This window comes from Arthrobacter sp. 10T413_2 (assembly GCF_056394205.1).
In genome coordinates this window covers 1-21835 of record NZ_JBFTHK010000040.1, presented here as the reverse complement: position 1 = coordinate 21835, position 21835 = coordinate 1, and the positions used below count along the sequence as shown (strand labels likewise).

16 protein-coding genes are annotated in these 21835 nt (G+C 61.6%); 11 read left to right on the top strand and 5 right to left on the bottom strand.

Features of this window, described 5'->3' with window-relative positions:
• Nucleotides 1-54: 54 nt before the first annotated feature.
• Both AC1DBQ_RS09045 and AC1DBQ_RS09040 read left to right on the top strand, forming a co-directional pair.
• Complete coding sequence (locus tag AC1DBQ_RS09045) at nucleotides 55-318, top strand: hypothetical protein (protein WP_476928185.1); 264 nt, start codon at nucleotides 55-57, stop codon at nucleotides 316-318.
• Between the two features lie 70 nt (nucleotides 319-388).
• The gene (locus AC1DBQ_RS09040) at nucleotides 389-1078 is read left to right on the top strand and encodes a GNAT family N-acetyltransferase (protein ID WP_476928184.1); all 690 of its coding nucleotides are present in this window, start codon (nucleotides 389-391) and stop codon (nucleotides 1076-1078) included.
• A gap of 248 nt (nucleotides 1079-1326) precedes the next feature.
• On the opposite strand, the gene AC1DBQ_RS09035 is transcribed toward AC1DBQ_RS09040, so the two are convergent.
• Together AC1DBQ_RS09035 and AC1DBQ_RS09030 are read right to left on the bottom strand one after the other, a co-directional pair.
• Nucleotides 1327-1977, bottom strand: a complete 651-nt coding sequence (locus AC1DBQ_RS09035; protein ID WP_476928183.1) for a DUF4352 domain-containing protein — start codon at nucleotides 1975-1977, stop codon at nucleotides 1327-1329.
• 47 nt (nucleotides 1978-2024) lie between these two features.
• Complete coding sequence (locus tag AC1DBQ_RS09030) at nucleotides 2025-2684, bottom strand: hypothetical protein (protein ID WP_476928182.1); 660 nt, start codon at nucleotides 2682-2684, stop codon at nucleotides 2025-2027.
• 237 nt (nucleotides 2685-2921) lie between these two features.
• Between AC1DBQ_RS09030 and AC1DBQ_RS09025 the strand changes: the two genes are divergently transcribed.
• The 6 genes from AC1DBQ_RS09025 to AC1DBQ_RS09000 all read left to right on the top strand — a co-directional run bounded on the left by AC1DBQ_RS09025 (nucleotide 2922) and on the right by AC1DBQ_RS09000 (nucleotide 13483).
• Nucleotides 2922-4985, top strand: a complete 2064-nt coding sequence (locus AC1DBQ_RS09025; protein WP_476928181.1) for a helix-turn-helix transcriptional regulator — start codon at nucleotides 2922-2924, stop codon at nucleotides 4983-4985.
• A complete protein-coding gene (locus tag AC1DBQ_RS09020) occupies nucleotides 4985-6616 on the top strand; it encodes a class I SAM-dependent DNA methyltransferase (protein ID WP_476928180.1) in 1632 nt (543 codons plus the stop codon). Before AC1DBQ_RS09025 ends, AC1DBQ_RS09020 begins: the two co-directional genes overlap by 1 nt.
• The gene (locus AC1DBQ_RS09015) at nucleotides 6609-7700 is read left to right on the top strand and encodes a restriction endonuclease subunit S (RefSeq protein WP_476928179.1); all 1092 of its coding nucleotides are present in this window, start codon (nucleotides 6609-6611) and stop codon (nucleotides 7698-7700) included. Before AC1DBQ_RS09020 ends, AC1DBQ_RS09015 begins: the two co-directional genes overlap by 8 nt.
• Before the next feature lie 196 nt (nucleotides 7701-7896).
• A complete protein-coding gene (locus AC1DBQ_RS09010; RefSeq protein ID WP_476928178.1) occupies nucleotides 7897-11091 on the top strand; it encodes a type I restriction endonuclease subunit R in 3195 nt (1064 codons plus the stop codon).
• A gap of 182 nt (nucleotides 11092-11273) precedes the next feature.
• Entirely contained in the window at nucleotides 11274-12614 is a 1341-nt protein-coding gene (locus AC1DBQ_RS09005) for an AAA family ATPase (RefSeq protein WP_476928177.1), read from the top strand.
• Between the two features lie 65 nt (nucleotides 12615-12679).
• Nucleotides 12680-13483 carry a hypothetical protein gene (locus tag AC1DBQ_RS09000; protein ID WP_476928176.1) on the top strand — a complete coding sequence of 268 codons (804 nt, stop codon included), beginning with the start codon at nucleotides 12680-12682 and terminating at the stop codon, nucleotides 13481-13483.
• Between the two features lie 941 nt (nucleotides 13484-14424).
• On the opposite strand, the gene AC1DBQ_RS08995 is transcribed toward AC1DBQ_RS09000, so the two are convergent.
• The gene (locus AC1DBQ_RS08995) at nucleotides 14425-14598 is read right to left on the bottom strand and encodes an HNH endonuclease (RefSeq protein WP_476928175.1); all 174 of its coding nucleotides are present in this window, start codon (nucleotides 14596-14598) and stop codon (nucleotides 14425-14427) included.
• Nucleotides 14599-15094: 496 nt separating this feature from the next.
• The gene (locus AC1DBQ_RS08990) at nucleotides 15095-15691 is read right to left on the bottom strand and encodes a hypothetical protein (RefSeq protein WP_476928174.1); all 597 of its coding nucleotides are present in this window, start codon (nucleotides 15689-15691) and stop codon (nucleotides 15095-15097) included.
• A 512-nt stretch (nucleotides 15692-16203) separates the two neighbouring features.
• Between AC1DBQ_RS08990 and AC1DBQ_RS08985 the strand changes: the two genes are divergently transcribed.
• Together AC1DBQ_RS08985 and AC1DBQ_RS08980 are read left to right on the top strand one after the other, a co-directional pair.
• Nucleotides 16204-16413: a hypothetical protein gene (locus tag AC1DBQ_RS08985; protein ID WP_476928173.1), complete on the top strand. Its 210-nt coding sequence runs from the start codon at nucleotides 16204-16206 to the stop codon at nucleotides 16411-16413.
• Nucleotides 16414-16459: 46 nt separating this feature from the next.
• The gene (locus AC1DBQ_RS08980; protein WP_476928172.1) at nucleotides 16460-16822 is read left to right on the top strand and encodes a helicase associated domain-containing protein; all 363 of its coding nucleotides are present in this window, start codon (nucleotides 16460-16462) and stop codon (nucleotides 16820-16822) included.
• Nucleotides 16823-17815: 993 nt separating this feature from the next.
• Here the strand turns inward: AC1DBQ_RS08980 and AC1DBQ_RS08975 are convergent.
• A complete protein-coding gene (locus AC1DBQ_RS08975) occupies nucleotides 17816-20281 on the bottom strand; it encodes a hypothetical protein (RefSeq protein WP_476928171.1) in 2466 nt (821 codons plus the stop codon).
• 720 nt (nucleotides 20282-21001) lie between these two features.
• Here AC1DBQ_RS08975 and AC1DBQ_RS08970 point away from each other — a divergent pair.
• Complete coding sequence (locus AC1DBQ_RS08970) at nucleotides 21002-21727, top strand: hypothetical protein (protein ID WP_476928170.1); 726 nt, start codon at nucleotides 21002-21004, stop codon at nucleotides 21725-21727.
• Nucleotides 21728-21835: the final 108 nt, after the last annotated feature.

Here is a 21835-nt window from a genome sequence, read left to right as displayed (position 1 = left end):
TCCTCCCCCCGTCCGAATCTTTTGCCATGTGGGTCCAGATCTTTGGAGAACGAAATGCACACACACCTTGACGCGGTTGACGCGGCGGTCGCCAGCAGCCAGGGCATCCTGAAGCCTTCCCACCAACCGCTGGTGGAGCTGGTCCGGGCCCTGGCCCGCCAAGTCGATGCCAGCGGCCAGGCAGGACCGTCGGCGCGCCTGGGGGCCGCCTACCTGTCAGCTTTGAAGGACCTAAGTCGGGCACTTAACACCGTGCAGGTGGAGCCGCAGGCGAACCGGGTGGATGCGCTGCTGGCCAGGCGGAGAGCGAATGGCTAGCCCCCGCGCCCCAAAAGGACGCAGACACTATAACTACCGCCGAAGCATCAACACCACCGAAAGAGACCTAGTGACTGACAATAAGTTCAGAGTGGAATACACCTACGACCCCTCAGACCTTKAACTGATTCGCGCTGCTGTGAAGGAAATCTKGCTCGACCACCCAGAAGTGCCGGTCCCTGTCGTTGATGATGCCTTTGTGGCCCGGCGGATCACCGGGCCACACTGCCTGTACGCCGTCGGCCGTATCAGCGGAAGGACCATCGCCTTCGCTTCAGCGAAACCCCACGGGCACGGCAGAGCMGACGGCAGTGCATTGCGCGTGKAACTTGAACTGATCTATGTGGACCCTGCATGGCGCGGCAAAGGCTACGGGGACAAGGTAATGCGCGGCCTAGTTCGCAAGCTGCGCGAATCCGACGTCCAAATAGTGACCACGTCGACCATGGACAGCCTCCAGCCGTTCTTCGAACGCCGCCAATGGCGTTTCGTTCCCCATGGCGACACTGTCGCTTGGGATTACAAGATTTCTACTGGGCGGCCAATCATTGACTGGCATGGATCCGTGACTGCAAATCCCTCGGAGGTGGTCGGATACCTGCTGCTGGACAACATCTACACGGAAGTGGGAACCATCCTGCAAGTCCGTACCACACGAGAGCCAACACTCGAAGACATCGTGCGTGCCCTCCTCTCTGCCCATGGCGCCCCGGCCCAGGGGTCCGGTCTGGTCAAGGTCCTGCGCAATCGCACAGACTAGCTAGTGTGCTGTCGCCACTKGATCTGATCGCCTGTAGCGCTGCTGGAACCTCAGCAGATCGACTGCGGTGAACGAGGGGAAGGCACGGGGCGCAGCCTGCCCCCACGCAGGCCAACGGGATGAGAGCAACAACCGCGAAAGTAGTCGATCAGGGCAGGGGCGACCGCCCTGTCCGTTCTTCAGGACGCCAAGGATCTGAGCGGGTCCAAGGGAGCCGGGCCGTGACAGGACACGGCTCCCTTGGCCGCCTACCCCGGAATCTGGATCCGTGCAGCTTCCTGCATCAGCGGGGTGGAGATCATCACCGTGGAAGCACCGGGCGCGATATCGAACGCAATGAATCCGCGGGCCTTGTCGCCCGGCAGAAYATCGCCGGAGCCCAGCTGGTTGTCCGCGAAGAGGCTCAGATCGGCTTTGCGCCCATTAGCGTCCTTGGCCGAGAAGTAGAACGGGTTGGAGCTGGTCTTCCCTGCCTCCGTTTMCCAGAGGACGTCMAACAGCAAGTAGCTGCCGTTCTTCGGCGCAGTGGCGAACGCTGTCGTGGTAACAGCGTMCGTTCGCACGGCCGAGACGATCGTAATCTTCGCGATGTCGCCGTTACCCATCTTGACGCTGAACGGAACGCCGACGGTGGGCGCCGCCRGTGCCGGTGCGGCGGCCGGTGATGCAGCCGGAGCAGCAGTAGCGGCCGGGGCCGCTGCAGCACCCGCTGCGGACGACGGCGTTGCAGCGGGGCTCGCGTCACTGGCCTGCTTGGAGCCGCCGGAGCAAGAGCCCAGGGCGATGCCAAGTACTAGGACGCCGGCCGGAATGAGGAAGCGCTTCTTCTTGAGGAACGGCCGCGGCTGAGGCCCTGCCATTGCGGCGGTAGACGGCTGTTCGGAGTTCTCGTGCGACATGTGGTGCCTTTCTACAGGTGAATGAATGGTGTGACTGCGTAGGGTTGTTACTGCTTTTCCCACTTGCCGCACCGGGTGGACTTGAAGTCCTGTCCGCCGGACAGTGCCACGGTGGGCCGGCCTCCGCCGGGGAGGTCGTTTTCGATKATGTTGCTGCCGTTGCTTCCGGTGGCGTAGATGCCCCAGTAGCAGGTGGAKCCGACGTCGGCAGCCGCCCGGTAGGTCCCGGCCTCGATGTCCTTGCCGACCGTCCAGGTGCCGTCACCGATGGTGTTGGCCGCTTTAGTCTTCTCGGCGCCGGTGACTGCATCTTCGCGCACCTTGACGGCGGCTTCGGCAGTCTTCACGGCAGCGTCAGCCTTCCCGACCTCTGTTTCGCGGGCGGTGACCTTGGCTTCGCGGTCTGTAATGCCGTTCTGCAGCGTGTCGTATTTCGATTTCATCGACTCGTAGCTGGACTTGGCCGCGACTCGCTCGGCCTCCACGGACGCTTTCTCTCGCGCCAGAGCMATGTAGGCTGCGCTGGACTTCGGGTCCGGCAGCGTGGTGCCGACGGCGGTCGCACCTGACAGCAGGGCCAGGACGGCGACGGCAGCGAAGAGCCGCCGCTTCCGCCCAGGCTTTGCGTTTTTGGTGGCCGGCTGTGCCTCCTCCAGGACGTCTTCGGTAGGCGTTCCGGCCGGCTCGTCGGTGTCGGTGTTCAACATGATGTCTTCCTCTGTTCAGGGATGGCTGCTGAGCGGCGGCGGGATACCAGTMCCMCAATGCATGATTCCCCGCCGCCGTCGCAGCTCCGGAGGATTCCTTCGTAGCTGCAKAACGAAGCTACGACCGTCCAGCGCAGCACACGACAATAAACACTGATAACCCCCGTTATCAGCACCGCACAAGAAAACTCCTTGGGGTCCAGTTAGGCTGAGGGTCGACGTCGTAAGGAGGCGCAAATGAACGAAGCAGAAGCCCTGCGCATGACCCTCTCGGACGTTGCCGCCCTAGCGCAGGTCMAGCGCCCCGTCGTTTCCATGTGGCGCAAACGCAGCGCCGGGACTGTCCACCCGTTTCCGGAGCCTGCAGCGTTCGACGGCGGGCGGGAGCTCTTCGACGCCGACGACATCGCCGCATGGCTTGCCGTCACTGGGCGGGGCAATAACCCGGAGGCCGCCAACGACGTCGCCTCCTTCGCCCGGATGCCCGGCACCGCTGCCTACGGCGCCCAGGGAAACACATTCGACGCTCTCACGGCCCTGCTGACGCTCAAGGCAATGACCGGCAACTCGGTGGGGCAGCTGAGCCCGGATGAACTGCTGKACATCGCGGATGAGTGCGATCCGGATGACACGTTCCTGTATTCGGAACTGGTAGTTCTGGGCACGTCGCTTGCGTCCACGGCAGCATTCGCGGACCGGCTGGTGGACAGTGCCTACAACGCGGCCGCCGCCTTCGAGCGGCTGCTTGCCGCGAGGTTCCGGGCGGGGCTGCGTGAGCACTCGGAGACCGCCCTCACCGACTCTGCCGTGGGGATGAGTGCCGCTGCTGCGGTGGAACTGGCCGCGAGTCTTGGCGGAAACTCCGTGTTTGCCGACTCCACACGCGGCGGCAGCGACCTTTTGATGGGCGTCGTTCACGCTGCCGGGGAAGGTGCTCCCGTCACCTTTCTTACAGCGGACGACGACGGCGGCGCAGGCCGCCTGGTGCGTCGCCGCCTGTGCGTCCACGGCGTGGAGGGCGGGCAGATCCGTGTCGATCCGAGTGGCGAGTTCGCCGTCCATGGACCTGTAGTGCATGTGGCGCAGTACCCGTCCCCCGGTGAACCCGGAATGGACGAGAGGCAGATTCTCTCGGCGGTGGAACACCTTGTCCTGCAGATGGACGATCAGCAGCGGGCGGTCATCATCGCTCCGGCACGGGTTCTATGCGATGTGCCGCTGGCCGCTGGCGCCGCCGGGCTCCGCTCCGGGCTGCTGCGCACCGGCCGGGTGCGCGCCATCGTGCGGCTGCCACAGCGCCTACTGCGTTCCAAGCCACGAGAAGCCCAGGCACTGTGGGTGCTGGGACCGTCGTTCGCTGAGGTGCCCATTGCGGAGCGGTGGACCATGGTGGCTGACCTCAGCACCCGCGACCTCGCAGCAGACGTCAGCCAGGACCTCATCAGCGATATCGTCGCGTCGATGGGTGACCGCGCCACCATCCGCGCCCATTCCTTCCGCTTCGCCCGGCTGGTACAGACCCGTCTCCTGCTGGCCAGCAGGAAGTCCTTGGCGGCAGCGCCATCCCACGGTTCGGCCCCGAGTTCCAGCGGCGCCGAAGCAGCCCTTCGTGTGGAGGAACTTGTGCGCATGCTGCGAGCCGGCAGAACCGAACAATTCGGTGACGTGGCCGTGCTCCCCTGCGATCCGACCACGAAGGCTCAGCCCGCCACCGTCCAGGAACTCATCGCCGCTGGCAACCTCAACTACATCAAAGGCAACCGGCTCGACGATGCGGACCTGACGCCACGCGGCGGGACTCGAGTCCTAGGACCGACCGAACTGCTCCACCCGCAGACCGCCCCGCCACGCCACATCAGTCTCCTGGACTTYGCCGCCAGCTACCCCGCGGGCCGGCTCACCGAGCCTGGCKACGTCGTCTTTTGCACCAGCCCCAGGTCCGCCGCACTGGTGGACGCGCAAGGCGGCTCCGCCGTCGCATTTCCTGCTCGKGTGCTGCGTATCGACGCCGGTKACCCCGGCGGGTTGCTGGCCGACGTCGTCGCCGCGGACATCAACAAGCTCCCAGCGGCAGACAAGTCCTGGCGCCAGTGGCGCCTGCGCCGCGTCCCGGACTCCCAGCGTAAGAAACTGTCCGATTACGTGGCCAGACTGCAACACGAGCAGCAGCAAGTCCGCGAACGCCTCGGGCKGCTCGAAGAACTCGCTACCCTAATTACGGACGGCGTAGCGGGCGGAAGCCTCACCCTGACAGACCACAGCACTAAGCTCGCCGAACCACAGACCGAAGGAACCCGTTAATGCCCCCGAAATTGAAGGTGGACCTCGCCCCGTCCACCATGAAGGAACTCAAGGACACCCTCTGGAAGGCCGCGGACAAACTGCGYGGCTCCATGGATGCCTCCCAGTACAAGGACGTGATCCTGGGCCTGGTGTTCCTCAAGTACGTCTCGGATGCCTTCGAGGAGCGCCGCGGKGAGATCCAGGGCGAACTGGAGGCCGACGGGCTCAACGAGGAACAGATCGGCCAGTTGATCGACGACGTCGACGAGTACACCGGCCGCGGCGTGTTCTGGGTCTCGGAACGGGCCCGCTGGACCTACCTGGCCGACAACGCCAAGGGCCTGCCTGCGATGGACGGCGCAGAGCCCAAGTCAATCGGGCAGCTCATCGATGAAGCCATGGAACTCATCATGGCCGACAACAAGTCCTTGGCCGCCACGCTCCCCCGCATCTACAACCGCGACAACGTGGACCAGCGCCGCCTCGGCGAGCTGCTGGACCTGTTCAACTCCGCCCGCTTCACCGGCCAGGGTGCCAGCAAGGCCCGCGATCTGCTCGGCGAGGTGTACGAGTATTTCCTGGAGAAGTTCGCCAAGGCCGAGGGCAAGCGCGGCGGCGAGTTCTACACCCCCGCCGGCGTGGTCCGCGTTCTCGTGGAGGTTCTCGAACCGCACCGGGGCCGCGTYTATGATCCATGCTGCGGCTCGGGCGGCATGTTCGTCCAGGCCGAGAAATTCCTCGCCGCGCACAACATGGAGGGCTCGGACATTTCCGTATATGGCCAGGAGCTGAACGAGCGCACCTGGCGGATGGCCAAGATGAACCTCGCCATCCACGGGCTCAACGCCAACCTCGCCTCCCGGTGGGGCGACACCTTCGCCCGGGACCAGCACCCCGAACTGACCGGCAACAACGGCGCGGACTTCATCATGGCCAACCCGCCCTTCAACATCAAGGACTGGGCCCGCTCCGAGTCCGACCCCCGCTGGAAATACGGCGTGCCCCCGGCAGGCAACGCCAACTACGCCTGGATCCAGCACATCATCTCCAAGCTGGCCCCMGGCGGCAGCGCCGGCGTGGTCATGGCCAACGGCTCCATGTCCTCCAATTCCGGCGGTGAGGGGGAGATTCGCGCCCAGTTGGTCGAGGCCGACCTTGTCTCCTGCATGGTGGCCCTGCCCACCCAGCTCTTCCGCAGCACCGGCATCCCTGTCTGCACCTGGTTCTTCGCCAAGGACAAGACCGCCGGCAAGAACGGCTTCGTGGACCGCACTGGCCAGGTGCTCTTCATCGACGCCAGGAACCTCGGCTACATGGTGGACCGCGCCGAACGTGCCCTTTCCGACGAGGACATCGCCAAGATCGCCAACACCTACCACGCCTGGCGCGGGACTATTTCGGCGGTGGAAGCCGGGCTGACGTACGACGACGAAGCCGGATTCTGCTACTCGGCCAGCCTCGCGGAGGTCAAGGCCGCAGACTACGCGCTGACKCCGGGAAGGTATGTCGGCGCGGCCGATGTAGAGGACGACGGCGAGCCGATCGAGGAGAAGATCGCCCGGCTATCCAAGGACTTGTTCGAGCAGTTCGAGGAGTCGGAACGGCTGGCGGCTGTTGTGCGCCAGCAGTTGGGGCGGGTTGATGTTTGAGCCGAAAAAGTGGGGACAAATCGTTGAACTTAGGTACGGAAAGGCTCTTTCCGGATACCGAGACGATCCTGATGCAACAGTCCCCGTATACGGCACCAACGGGCCAGTTGGTTTTACCCGGACTCCCCAGGTAAATCGGCCGGGCGTCATAGTTKGCCGCAAGGGCGCTTACCGAGGCGTTCATTACAGCGCCACACCCTTCTCGGTCATTGATACTGCTTTCTACGTCGACTCGGGCCCAGAAGTCTACGATCGGTGGGCGTTTTATGCACTTCAGCTTGCAGATATCAACGGGCTCGATTCAGGGTCAGCTATTCCGTCCACCACCCGCGAAGCCTTCTACTCCCTCCCCCTGCTCCTCCCACCGTTCCCTGCGCAAAAGGCGATTGTAGATGTATTGGGAGCGCTCGACGACAAGATCGCAGCCAACTCCAAACTCGCGGCCACATCAGACGAATTGATATCGCTTCGTTTCCGGCAGGCTATTGCATCTGGAGGCGCCGAATCTAGACGACTCTTCGACGTCATCGATATCGACTTCGGGGAGCCCTTCAAAGGTCATGACTTCTCAGAGCCCGGCACCGGGCGGCCGTTGATACGGATACGAGACTTGAAGACATTCACCAGTCAGGTATGGACAACAGAGAGTCGCCCGAAGGAAGTTCTTGTTCAGCCCGGCGACGTGGTTGTGGGGATGGATGCAGAATTCAGACCAACGTCGTGGCTAGGAGAACCAGGACTCCTGAACCAGCGGGTCTGCCGCGCCCGCGGTAAAGCGACGGGGCAGGCCTTTGTCCGTGAGAGTCTAAAGGAACCGCTTAGCYGGATAGAAGGCTACAAAACGGCAACCACAGTGATTCACCTAAACAAGAAGGACCTCCAGGAAACCGACATTTGCGTTCCGGACACTAAGAGCCTGAGATTATTCGAATCCTCTGTAGAGGGGCTRTATTCCCAGCGCGTAGCAGTCGCCCTAGAGAACCGCACGCTGGCAGCTATCCGCGATGCTCTGCTCCCTCAGCTCATGTCCGGCATGCTGCGAGTCAAGGATGCCGAGAATGTGCTGGAGGACGCAGGGGTATAAGGTCGGGCGCAGGTGCGCCGCAGATAGCAATGACAACGTCTTTCATCAAGGCCTGGCCAGTCAGCGCGATTGTGAAAGCGCCGCTTGCGCCATTTCCCTCCCACCACCTCTCACTCCGCCTGCCCAGTAAGCGATAACTCAACCCGAGCTTCCACACGAATTCAGAATTACATCCGGTCCATCAGGGGGAACCACCGTGACAGCAGCACCCGCCGTAGCCTTTTCCGAAGCCGATTGGGAAGGCATGGCCCTCGAGCTCTTGGCCGAGCCGCTCGGCTGGCGGCCCGCTACCGGCCAGGACATCGCCCCCGGGAGGGCAGAGAGGGATTCCTGGGATGAGCTGCTGGTCCGGTCCCGGCTCCTGGCAGCCCTGCAKCGGTTCAACCCGACGGTGCCGGCCCAGTACCTGCAGCAGGCTGTAGCCGAAATCGCCTCGCCCAAGTCCAACGACGCCATCACCGAAAATCACCGCATCCACAACTACCTGGTGGACGGCTACCGGCTCAGCTACATCGACTCGGACGGCAACGAAGCCAACCCCACCATTCACCTGCTCAGCTCGGACCCGGACCAGAACGACTGGCTCGCCGTCAACCAAGTCACCCTCGTGCAGGGCGACTACAAACGCCGCTTCGACGTCGTGCTCTACTGCAACGGCATGCCGGTGAGCATCATCGAACTGAAGAAGGCCGGCAGCGCCACCGCCGACGTCGCCTCCGCGCACGCCCAGCTGCAGACCTACCTGCGCGAGTTCCCCATGGCGTTCCGCTTCTGCGTGTTCACACTCGCCTCGGACGGGATCCAGGCCAAGTACGGCACACCGTTCACTCCCCTCAACCACTTCTCACCCTGGAACGTCGACGACGACGGTATACCCGTCGCGCCCGGGTACATGGAAGACGGGCAGGCCGTGACTGCGCTGGACACGGCGCTTCAGGGCCTCTACAACCAAGAGCGATTCCTGCAGCTAATCCGCAACTTCACCGCCTTTGATGAAGGATCGGACGGGCTGAGCAAGCGCATCGCGAAGCCGCACCAGTACTTCGCCGTGACCAAAGCGGTGGGAAGCACCGTCCAAGCGGTGGAAAGCAACGGCAAGGCCGGCGTCGTCTGGCACACGCAGGGTTCGGGCAAGTCCATGGAAATGGAGCTGTACGCCAATCTGGTGGCACKGCACCCCAAACTCAGGAATCCGACCGTTGTGGTCATCACGGACCGCAACGAACTCGACGGCCAGCTGTTCGAGGGCTTCGACMGCAGCCTGCTGTTGGCAGAGTCCCCCAAGCAGATCAAAAAACGCTCCGAACTTCGCGAGGAACTGAGCAACCGCACCACCGGCGGGATCTACTTCACCACSCTGCAGAAGTTCGGCCGCAGCAAGTCGGAGAAGGACGCCGGCGCCGACCACCCCCTGCTGTCCGCCCGCCGCAACATCATCGTGGTGGTGGACGAGGCCCACCGTTCCCATTACGACGATCTGGACGGCTACGCCCGGCACCTCCGCGACGCCCTGCCGCACGCGACGCTGATCGCCTTCACCGGCACGCCGATCTCCTTCGATGACCGCAACACCCAGGATGTGTTCGGTGAGTACATCGACGTCTACGACCTCTCCCGGGCGGTGGAGGACGGCGCTACCGTCCCGGTGTACTTCGAACCGCGGCTGATCAAGGTGGGGCTGGCCTCGGACCTCACCGAGGAGATTCTGGACCAGGCAGYCGACGAAGCCACGCTGGGGCTGGACGACACCGAGCGGGCACGCATCGAGGCGAGCGTMGCCGTCGTGAACGCCGTGTACGGTGCGCCGCAACGGATCGCGGCGCTGGCCGCGGACCTGGTGGCGCACTGGGAGAACCGCAGCGCCAGGATGGGCAAATTTATCGAAGCACCGGGCAAGGCGATGATCGTAGGCGCCACGCGGGAAATCTGCGCGAGGCTGTACACGGCGATCGTTGAACTGCGGCCCGAGTGKCACTCCGATGACTTGGCCAAGGGCAAGATCAAGGTGGTCTACTCCGGGACCGCGTCCGACGTCCCGCCGGTCTCCGACCACGTGCGCCGGGACTCGTTGAACGCCACCGTCAAGGAGCGGCTCAAGGACGTGGACGACGAGCTKGAACTGGTGATCGTCAAGGACATGATGCTCACCGGCTACGACTCCCCGCCGCTGCACACCCTGTACCTGGACCGGCCGCTCAAGGGCGCGCTGCTGATGCAGACCCTGGCCCGCGTGAACCGCACCTTCCGCGGCAAGGAGGATGGGCTGCTGGTGGCGTACGCGCCGMTGGCGGAGAATCTGGCCAAGGCGCTGGGCGAGTACACGCAGTCCGATCGGGCGAAMAAGCCGGTGGGAAGAAACATTGACGAGGCCGTCGGCGTGACGCTTTCGCTGGTGGAGTCCCTGCGTGAGCTGCTTGCGGGGTACGGCTGGAAGGCCGTGCTGCTAAAGGGCGGGCCCAAGGCATTCCTGAACGCCGTCACCGGTGCCGTCAGTTACCTGCGGAGTCCCGGCACGCCCGGCAACCAGCCCGCTGAGGGCGAAGAGTCGCTGGCCGCGAAGTACCGCAGGTTCTCCAGCCAGCTGTCCCGGGCCTGGGCCCTTTGCTCAGGGTCCGAAACGCTGGCCGAGCTGCGCCCCGAKATCCAGGTGTACGAGGAGATACGCGTTTGGATGGCAAAGTACGACGCCGCCGACCGGCAAGCCAGCGGCGAGCCGGTGCCGGAGGAAATCCAGCGGCTGCTCGGCAACCTGATCGCTTCGGCGACGTCCTCCGGCGAGGTCCTGGACATCTACGAGGCGGCGGGCATGCCCAAGCCGTCGCTGGATGATCTGACGCCGGAGTTCATCGCGAAGACGCAGCAGGCGCGGAATCCGCAGCTGGCCATMGAGGCACTGCGGAAGCTGATCGCTGATGAGTCCGCGAAGACGACCCGCAATAACGTGATCCGCCAGCGTGCATTCTCCGAGCGGATCACCGAGCTGATGAAAAAGTACACCAACCAGCAGCTCACGTCAGCGGAGGTGATCGCCGAACTGGTGGAGCTGGCCCGGGAGGTGGCCGCCGAAGGCAACCGCGGCGCCCGGTTCACTCCCCCGCTGAACTCGGACGAGCTAGCGTTCTACGATGCCGTGGCTTCGAATGAGTCGGCAGTGGAAGTCCAGGGCGAAGGCATCCTGGCCGACATTGCCCGCGAGCTCGTGTCCGTGATGCGCCGTGACGTCCGTACGGACTGGACCGTCCGCGACGATGTCCGGGCCAAGCTGCGCTCCTCGATCAAGCGGCTCCTGGTCCGGTTCGGCTACCCGCCGGACAAGCAGTCCGAGGCCATCAAGCTGGTCATGGAACAGATGGAGTCCATGGCGCCGCGGTTCGCGGAAGAACGAACCTAGGAGACCAGATCCCAGTTCGATCGACGTTGCAGCAGTCGAGCTCCCGCGATTCGATCGGATATTGTGGGGCCGAAACTACCGCAGACGAGCGACCGTGAATAGTCACTCAATKAAAGGGACAGATCATCATCGAGCACAATGCTCCCCGTCCGCAACTTGTCTCAGTAGCCGTAACAGGACTGTTGGACGATTACGACCACGAGATCAGCTTCAGCAACAGTCAAAACGTATTGATTATTTATGGGCCGAATGGAATTGGTAAGACACACCTCTTAGAGATAATCAGCTACACGCTTCAAGGCGAGTGGACGCTCCTCCAAGACATGCCGTTCCGAGACGCGAAATTTAGATTTGACGATGGCTCCGAAGTTCGCCTGTCATTCGTTAATCCAGACGCTCTGGCATCGCATTCTCAGTGGCAGCTGTCGAGCGGGCGGCGGGTGAAAACCGATCAACCACGCCTCCAAGTCTCTTACGAATCGGACGAGCTTGCGGAAGACTGGATACCGCCGATAGTTGATTTKAATCGCATTCCACAGGTGGTGCTAAGGCGTGCCATGAGTGAAATCGGTATCCGCTCCAGCGATGGGGAGAGCTACTCCAGATTTTCGTCAAGCCGATGGAGTCCGGCCGATCTAGCCGACAGCGACGCCAGCGCGATACGACGACACCTGTCGCGGGCATTCGGCGACGAGTTCGGCGACGAGGCAACCTATTTCCCGAGTTGGGCGGACGACCTCTTTAGCTCTTCAAACGCCACACTCATTGAGACCCAAAGGCTTGTGKCTCAGGGCCGTTCCCCGGAGGACGTTTCCGCACCTAAGCAACTGGCCATCGACCACRTATYGCGTTCCGTCCAGCTACTAATGGACCAAGCTCTGGCAGCCAATTCCAGGATCTCACAGCAGCTGGATCGCACGTTTCCAGAACGCGTCCTAAGTTCGTCTGAGCATAATTACTCCGAGGACGAAATTAGACGCAAGCATACCKAACAGTTATCCATACGACAGCAGCTAGCGGAATATCATCTCGCTTCTGAAGACGATTCTAGCGTAGAACTGCCCGACCGTGAATTGATGAATTGGGAAGAATCCTTTCTCGGACTGTATTTGGCCGACAGCGATCAGAAACTGGAGTCATTCCGCGGGCTTCTCAATCGTCTTGATTTGTTTACAGAAACATTGAATAAGCGATTTCACAGGAAAATGGTCTTCTTCCGTGAAGATCGATCACTTGCCATCGAGAGTTCATCCGGCAGGATGCTCGGTGTTGCTGATCTGTCTTCCGGCGAACAGCACGAACTCATCCTCATAAAGTATCTCCTTTTCGATGCTGAGCCCAATGCTCTTGTACTCATTGACGAACCCGAAATATCCCTGCACGTAGCATGGCAGAAGGCTTTCTTGGATGATCTTCAAAACGTCTCAGCAGTATCCAACGTTCGTTTCATTATTGCCACGCATTCACCGCAAATAATCAATAACTCATGGCACCTAACTCAGTCATTKGGTGATCCGGAATGATAGTTGGTGATCTTAGGGATGAGATCACGCCAACAACCAAGACAAACGAAATTCTGATGCAKGCCATGGTCGACAAGCGCTTTTATTTGCTAGTTGAGGGTGCTACCGACTTCAGATTGTTCAACCAGATATTGCCTATCGAGGAGTGGGAAGTCGAGTTCCTCGACGGCAAGCAGAACGTAGCGAAATGCATCCAAGAGTTGACACTCCAAGGCATTGACCGAGTGTCTGCGGTTCTGGACAGCGACCCCTTGGATCCTTGGAGTGCCGAGGGTCAAATCTTCTACAGTCAGCTGGCCGATCTGGACGCCGATCTCTTTGCCATCGAAGGGATGATCGATCGCATAGTCTCTTCTAACTCGCAGCTAAGAGACCAAATGATTCTTGCCAAAACCGGGCACTCTAGCTGGCGAGACATCGTCGTGCGTCTTGTGGAGCCGTGGACAGCTGCCCGTAAGTATATGGCTGATAATGCCTCGGGGATCAGCATGAGAGAATTTCCAATTCATATGCTCGGAGATTCGGCAACTCTGAKCCTTAAATCCTCCGAACTCGAGAAGTTACTCGTCCGAAAAAGCCAGGGGGGCCTCTATTCCAAGGGCTTCGCGGACATCGTTAATACGGGGAGTGGGGCCGATCTGGAACAATTTCATAATGGTCATCACATTGCTGCGGCCGTAGCTTGGGTGCTTTCGGAAGTGCTATCAGGGACAAAGATAAAGGCAAATACGGTCGAAGATTTCGCGAGGACAGCCGTCACGATCGAAGAAATTCAAAGCCTGACAGTGATATCCGAACTTGAGAATTGGGCTCATAACAAGGGGAAGTGCATCTGGCCCGTGAAATTGTGTAACCATCAGGCCGACTGATCGTAGTGGCGCGAATTGCTAGGATACGATCCGGCAGGTCCAGAGCCTGGACATCGATTCCGTTCCGGTCGGTTCTTCAAAGACCCCGAGACCAATGCCTTGGGAACACACACGGGCCCAGGACGTGTTTGACCGCCGCGACCACAAGCTAATCGGCAAGTGCCGTTTAACCTGTACGGCTGCCGCGTCATGTCCGTCAGCCTGCTGGGCGAAAGGCACCACCAGATCATTGTCCAGACAGATCAGCCACCGGGTGCCCCATCTGCGACGTCGTGCCGGCGCGGCGGAAGGAACGGCGCTTCCCGCGGATCCGGGACATTCCCGTCGCCGGTGCCGTGGAGGTTCTGTGGTCCAACTACCGCTTCCAAGTACCGCTGATACCGCGATGAAGCAGACCGTGTCCGGCTGTCGTTCTTTGAGTCGACCGCCTAGGTCCCGAGCCGTTCCCGGTGCACTGCCCAGCTCCGCGACCACGTAGTTGARAGCTGTCATCTGGTCTGGACGGGCCGTGTCCGAGACCGCCGCAGCCTTCGCGGTGTCCTGGTGGTCCGTGCCGCGCTGAACGAGCCCTGTGTCCTCACCTTGCCTGACGGGCCACCTCGAAAGAGGAACTCTGGGCACTGGTTGAGGCTGGCTGGCGGCCGGAAACAAACGAGCTCTGTCGCGCCGTCTGCCGAGGCGAACGACACCGGGATCAAGCACATSAAACGCACGCGGCTGCCGCAACACCGGCAACTACAAATCAATCATCCTCATGGCCAGGGCAGCCCGGACGCCGGCATGACACTAATGAGGGAATCAATTTCCCCACGAACCTTGAAACCGATCGTGTGCGTCGTGAGTGCCGTTCCCGACACGCCGCCACTATCGCCGGAGCTGACGGTGGTTCGGGAAGTCCGGCCCTCGGCGCAATTGCTTACCAGGGCCATGGGATCCTTCTTTTAATCGAAGCAGGTGCATCCTGCGCAGTGGTAGTCGTCGGCCCGAACGCCGGCAGGGTCCTTTTTCTTTACCTTMCACAGCTCCAGATTCTCCGGGCGGTTGTCTGCCCGGTCGCCGTTGCGGTGGTGGACCCGTTCGTGGGATTCCAGTGGCCGGCCGAGGAGCTGCGCCATGACATGTCGATGCTGCATGACCCAGCCGCCGCCGGCCTTTATTAGGAGGTAGCCGGAAGTATGAGGGCGGACTGTCCCCTCGGGGAGTGCCGTCAAGTCGCTGGTGTTCCGGTACTGCGCGGAGCAGGTCCGGGAGCAAAACTTGCGATTGCTTGACACCTTGGCCGTAAAAAGCGCGCCGCAATRCAGGCATTCGGCCGTGGTCCTGGCGGCCTGGGCGGCCAGGTGGGCGCACTCGTAGGAGCAGTATTGGTTGCCCGGGGAGCACTCTCCGCCGCACTGCCCGCAGATCCTGTTCCTCGTGCGGGCCTCTGTCGCGTAGTAGCAGGCCGTGGAGCAGAATCGCTGGTCCGTGACTGTCCCGGTCTTCTGGAACGTCTCCCCGCAGCCAGCGCATACGCCGGTGCCGTTGCGGCACACAGCGGAGCAGTATTTCTGGCGGTTGGAGTTCKGAATGAAGGGATTACCACAGGTGACGCACGGCTTCGGGTCGAGGCTAACGTTTGAGAAAGTCATCGATCCACTGTAATGGGCCTAAAGACGGAAGAGGGCGGCTAGATCCCGAATCCCACGCAACACTTATGTCCCCACCATTGGGCACGGCCGGCAGGTTGGTGGCGGTGTCGATCCAGCCGACGAGGCGCTGCGCGTTAGCAGCGTCATCTGCGCCGCCGGTGATGGTCGAGGACTGGAAGACCAGCAGCGAGTGGTTCGAGGCGTTGGCGGTGATCGCGGAGKARCCGGCCACACCGCCGGTGACTGTCTTGGAGGACAGGGCGGCGGAGGTGGCCGCCAGGACGCCGGACGCGCCGGTGGCATCGGGGACCCACTTGTGGGCTGCGTAGAAGGTGCAGCCACTGACGAGGGCTACCTTGATGACAGCGGTGTCCCAGTCTACGGTTCCGTCGAGGAAGCCTTCACGGTCTGACGACCGCCAGMCGGCGTGCAGTTCGGGCTCGGTCGTAAAGCTGTGGGCGTTCTCGACGTGCGAGAAACTGTTGCCCTCGGCACGGGGTTCCTCGGGTCCGGCGCCGGCGGGCTTCTCAAAGGCAGTGGCCTCGAGCCCCGCGCATATGGCGTTGTAAGGCCTCATGGTTCCCCTTCCGTGGCCACACTGCTACAACAGGTATCGTGCACGAACGGGCCGTGGAATGATGCCTCGATTCGCATAGAGATGTCATGTCCTTGCTCGAAGTCACGCCGACGGAACGAAGGCCTTAGTCCGTACGGATGCCAGCATGCAGGTGGCAACATTTTKGCAACAAACCCATGAGAAAAGCCGTTACAACGAGTGAACTACCCTGATGTAGTTCCCCGCGATCTATGCGTTTTCTTCTCTGACCTGCACCGATGGCAGAGTTCAAATCCCACCGTCACCGCCGCATAGCAAGGCCCCTGAGTTCTCTTATTTGAAATGACGGTTTCCAGGGTTGGCCGGAGCCCTGCGACGGACAAAACTGGACCCCACAGCCAGCCGCGCCAGCKGACGCCCGAAATCCGTTTCTGAAGGGCCGCGGTGTCCGCTCGACTTGTGGGTACGCCGTGGCATGATGGTCCATCATGTACAGGCGGTTGCGGTGCCCTTCTGACGCCGAATGGGTGCTGATGTACCGGCTMGGACTGAGCCGGCAACGCATCGCTGCCCTCGTCCGCGCCGAGCCCGCCACKGTCGGATACCACCTGGCCATCGCCCGGCGCCAGGACCCGGGCGTTGAGGCCGAACACCAGGCCGCCGCGAAGGCCGCACCCGTTCGTCACCCTTCCCCCAAGGATCTCGCCTGCATGGAAGAGGGCATCCCCAAGGGTTTCGGTTGAAGGCCGTTTGCCCGTCGGCCGTTCTGACGACCCGGGCGAAAGGTCCATGGCGGTGGCTGGCCGGGCGCCGGCGCGAAGCGGCCGAGGGGACCCTGGACCCGGTCTACGGCACCGGTCTCGCCCGGGTGCCGGGGTGCCGGGGTGGGCCGACAACCGCAGGGAATCCGAGGACGAAGCCCGCTGGCACCACGGCCTCGCCCATCTCGCGGCCTACCGCCAAGAAGGCAACGACTGGCCCCGCCACAAGGACTGCGACTCAGCGCGTGAACACACCCTCCGGGCGTGGATCCACACCCAGCGGTACACCCGCCGCCGCGGCAACCTCGACCCCGTGAGACTCAAGCTCCTGGACGATGCGGTCCCCGGATGGCAGACCGGGAGGACCCGGGGCCGCCCTCCCCAGCGATGACCGGAAAGTTGGTGCCCACTGGGGCAGCTGGAGCCCTCCGACTGTGGACCGAGCGGGCACTCTCAGCCTCCTTGGCCCTCTAGCTTCCGCTTCATGCGCGCCGGCCCCTATGTTGAATGTCTTCGGCCAGACGGGGCGAAGCACCCCGGTTCCACCTCGTAGTGGCGCGGTTCAGATCCCTCGCTTCAAGGCGGCTGCGGCTCATGCCGATGGGCTGCGCAGCCTCGAAGAGTTCTGCTTCTCCAGAACGCTGGTCAGTTGCGCCGCAACGCAGGGATGAGCTGACGGCATATTTCTTCACCGGGGTACTTCTTCAGTGAACTGCCGACGCGTCGACCGCCCGCGGCGATTGGCAGCGGAGGTCGGGCAGAGGTGCCGCGTGCTAGCCCCAATCGGCATATTACGCTCGATGGTGACCCTCGCTTCGTGGATATGACGGCTCTGACTCTCAAGCGTCGCCCCAGCTAAGGTCCTGGCCTGGCCAAGTAGTTCACCCTGGTGCTTCGATCACTCGGGAGCCAACTCTCAGCAGGTTTGGATCCTCGTGTTCAAATCTGCTCACTTCAACCCCTCGCCAGCGCCGCGTTTCGGCCGCCAAATACCCACCTTCTTGACCAGCGGGACGCGCTGCCGCAGAACGCGTCCAGCGCTGCTGTCCCGGTCCCGGCCGTGAACCGGTGCCCCGGTCGTGGAGCCAGCAGATGTAAGCCTTCCCGGAGCAACCGGAACGAGGTTTAGCAACCGCGCATGGACATGTCCGCTGGTGTAGCGGCTGCGGTCCACGATGCCGGTGACTATGCCGAATCCCGGCGCTMTGGTGTGAGACCAACCGCGATCGTCTACGCTTAGCGAGTCCACATTCTTCAGCTGGTCCGTGGCTCCGATCCGCCKGGTGGTTTCTGCCCACTCGTGCTGGACCAGGAGTCAACTGTTCCCGTGGCTGGACACTCTGGTAATCAAAACAAGTGCCGGCCTAGTCTCGTCCTTGCGGCCTCACCGGCAGCCAAGCTGAGTTTTTCGTGMTTGAGCTCTACCTMGCGCTTTCTTGGCGGCGACGATGTCGGCCTTGATTTCAAGAATCGTGGTCTTGTCCTTGCGCGGGTCGAGCCAGTGCATAGACGCTTCAAGATTCTTGATGGTCTCAGTGAGGCTCCGTATGGTGCCATAAAGGTTGGCGCACTCCTGCGATTCAGTTCGCCAGATTTTKACGTGCACGAGGAACCGTCCCACGCCAGCGCCCCTGGTCTGGTCGTCGTTGTTCACGCGAAGGTAGAGGTGTACCGGTTCCGGGTGTGGCGGGTAAAACGGGCGACGAGACAGCCCTTCGCCGATGAAGAAGTAGCCGCCCAACCGCCCGAGAAGGGCGTATTTGTGTGCATTGACCGGGTCGATMCCGCTATAGAGCGCGAACCTCGCGTCGTCCACGACCCCGTCCCACCCGTTCGGGCCCGTCTCGCCGGCGAGCACCTCCGGAGGCGTGATCTTCTCCGTCGGGCTCGCGGTAATTTCGTACTCGTCCCCGAAGCCAATAGTGATGTTGGTGGCTACGTCACCGTGGGTGTCCAGGATGGGGAAGAACTGATCGTCGGTGAGTGTCATGGGCTGTGGATAAACAGGAAGCGTGAAGGCTGGCACCGGTGAGCGGTGCAGGTTCTGACCAAGTGCCCCGTCGAACAGATTCACCGGTCCCGGCCCGCTCTGGCCGGTCGCCGCCCGAACCAAAGGTATGTCCACTGCTTCAGCCGGAACCTGCACTGACGGCCATGTTGGGGTTGGTGGCGGCGTCGGAAACCCGGCGGTTTGCACGGGGTCTCCGCCGTCTGCCCGCCGCTTCGCGTGCAGCCAGGCGAGGGCCAATCCGGCCATGTAGTCCAGGCCTTCACGCGAGGACTCCCTCACACTGGTCACCGCCATGTTTTTGTCGTCTTTGAATTCCTCGACCACGAGCGCGCCCGGTTTGTGGCTGGCGAGGGCATCGTGGAATGCGCCGAGGAGCTCCACGAGGCGCTCTTCTTCGGCGGGTGGTGCGCCGAGCAGCAAGGCCGCGGCGGAAGCGAAGCAGTTGTGCACCTGGTCGAGGTCCTCCACCTCGATGGGCACCATGAGATCGCGGTTCTTGGCCATGAGTCCGAGGAATCCCGTCGCCACCGTCGAGGTCGGGTCAGCTATCGCGGAGAACCCGATGAACGGCATGAAGCTTTTGGCGGTGAGTGCGACATTCGGTAGCTGGCTGAATGCGTCATAGATGAGGCGTAGAGCCAGGTCCGGGGGGATCGAGCCCAGGAGATTGGCCAGAGCGGGTCCGATCCGTTCTTCTTGTTCCATGTCGAAGCAATCGCTGTGATCGTAGACGCCGACGCTACGGGGCAGTGCTTGCAGCACGTAGGGAAGGGCATCATGCATCGAGGCGGGGACGTTACCGAGGACTTGGGCTCCCGGGATAACGAGGGTCCCGGTTGAGGCCAGTATCGATGCCAGGAGGCCTMCATCGAGACTGAATGCAGCGGCCGCGAAAGKACCAACCGCTGACACGACCAAGGTGAAAAGCACTTCATCGCGGCCCACCGGGCCCTCTAAGACCTGCCAGTATCCTGCCTGCTTCATCGCACCAACGAAGTCGGTCCTCTTCGAGTAGTCTTCCCCGGTTATACGGTGAAAAGCTTCAGTGAAGGCGAATTCAAGTCCCGACAAGACTCCGGCGCCGCCACGCCTTGCAAGGCCGCCCTCAGGCCTCACCATCAGGTAACCATGGTCTGCCAGGTAGTTGCCGAGCTTCCTGACCTGGTCCCGGACCATGGACCTCACCGGGTCTGTGGGGACGAATTCGAACAACACTGAATATGTGGTCAGGAGGCCGACCGCCTCATCCGTGGAAGGTTCCCACTTGCGGCAATAGTTGAAGTAGTTGATCTCGTTGTCGATATATTCGTTGTAGAGCTCCGAATTGGGAAGTAGTTCTTGCAGTGTGGGAATGAACCGTTTCGGCACGTGACGCGGATCGCGGTAAGGGACGCAGTATGAATAGGCTTTGGTGTCGGGGTCGATCAGGAAATTCTGATGGTATGGGCCGTCGCCTTCCTTAGTGGTGAACCATGCGGTGTTTATGGATGGGTCCCATCGGACGAAATATCCTGCGAATTCGCCGCTGAACTTGTATAGAGATCCAATAGTCTCCAATGCCAGCAGGATTATCTCTTCCGCGTCTTGGTTCCCGAGCTGGTATTCGGCGGCCAATGCGGCCAGGAGCTTTGTTGACCAGAGGAGAGTGTTGTCACGATCCCTCACCTTGGTGTCCCATAGGTCGCGAATAGTGAGGTYACCTACGGGCTTGATCATCGCAAGATCACTGCCATCACTGGCGATGTTTGTCCGGAATCCCTCGCCTATTGCGAACTGGCGGCCAAGAATGGCCGAGCGCACGAGGAAGTATAGATCTTGATGCTGTTCTGAGGTGACCATTGCTGCCCCATAATTCTGCAAGGGATTGGACGAAGAATTATTGCCGTTGGCGTGGAGAGCCCCGGGCTCTGTGAGGTTGGAGCATGGACAGCGAATGCTCCTCCGGCGGGGGCCGTGCCGGCATGAAAGGACTCCCTCCTGCCCGGGGAGTGCGCGTCGAGGCCGTGTTTGGCGGCGGACAGATCAACGCACGAAATTGCTTGCCCGGATTCGGCGGCCATGACAGCCTCAGATGGTAGGACATAGCGACACCTCTAGCCGTCAAAGACTGTTCAGTGAAGTTGCGCATGGTTGCGCTTCCAGGTCTGCAACGGCCACGGGCGGTGATCCAGGCCGATCCAAGATTTGTGTTGCCCCCATACACAATCTGGGCTGATGCTGACTGGTCGTCGCCCGCTCTTTGTCGAACGACTCACGACGTCAACGGTGGTTTCCGTGGCCATTCGTGACCTCCAGTCACAGTGTTTGAGACTCGAGACTTCTCGATGTTGCAAATCTTCGACGTCGCATATCGCGACGAGCGTAGTCCCTGGAGCTGGCCTGCGGCAAGGCTCCGCGTTGACCCGCAGGAGATGCGCGCGCTCTTGCCAAKGGAGGCCAGCCAGCCTAATCTCATTTCGTTGGCACGGACCCGTAGGCGCAAGTTTCAGGAAACCGTGCGCACCGATAATTAGTTTCTCACTCTGGGGGCGCAAAATGCCTGCCAATCTCAGAATCAGCATGACCAGTTCGCTGCCAGAACAAAGTTCACAGGACGCGACAGCTCATGTGATGAGTTCCGAGCCCTCCTTCTCGCCGCTGACCGCAACGGCATCCCTTTCGGATATTGATCCCACGGCGATTCCTGATGACCGGTTGTATTACTGGCAAATGCAAGTCAGCCATACCGACGCCGTCCGGCAGGAGACCATCTACTACGCCKAGGGCGCGTGGAAACCCTCACTCGGCCGCAACTGGCGGCCACAGTTTCCTAATATCTTCACGGGAAATGTGAACGTCCTCTGCCTGATCGAATTGCCGAGTCGCGATCAGTTCAAAGGTTGCGGATCGAAAGGTGCACGTCAAGTACTCGGCGGCAACCCGGAGCTGCACGCTATCAGGGGTATGCTCCTGTCCGCCAACCACACCTCATCCAGTAGAGGCGAGGTGAACGGTTTCCGAGCAAACGCGGTGAAATATGCTTCCCGAGTATTCTCCGGCCAGCCTCAGGTCGAGGCCCGGGTGGCGCTCCGCCCACTAGCCGGATCGCGTTTCCTGGTGATCTGCCTTTCATCGAAGACGAACTCAAGCCCGAAATGCCAGCCCGTTACAGAGGGGGCTATCGATATCACAACTGGGCCTTACTGCAGGTCAGTGGGCCAGGCGTCTACCCATCGGGCTAGACGCGGGTACTCCGTTGCCATACGCCTACAAGGTGTAGAAAATCGCCACCCGTACGGCAAATGAGGAGCACTCACCAAGCTGGGATTAGGAGCATGACCCGGCTCATCTCGTGATCGCGGGGCTGCACCACTCCTGCGATGCACCTATCAATTCTTAGGGAGCGACAATGGC

Bases quoted from the DNA above. Each gene is read 5' to 3' on its own strand.
- AC1DBQ_RS09045 (WP_476928185.1), top strand. From the start codon at position 55: ATGCACACACACCTTGACGCGGTTGACGCGGCGGTCGCCAGCAGCCAG.
- AC1DBQ_RS08980 (WP_476928172.1), top strand. From the start codon at position 16,460: ATGGCGGTGGCTGGCCGGGCGCCGGCGCGAAGCGGCCGAGGGGACCCT.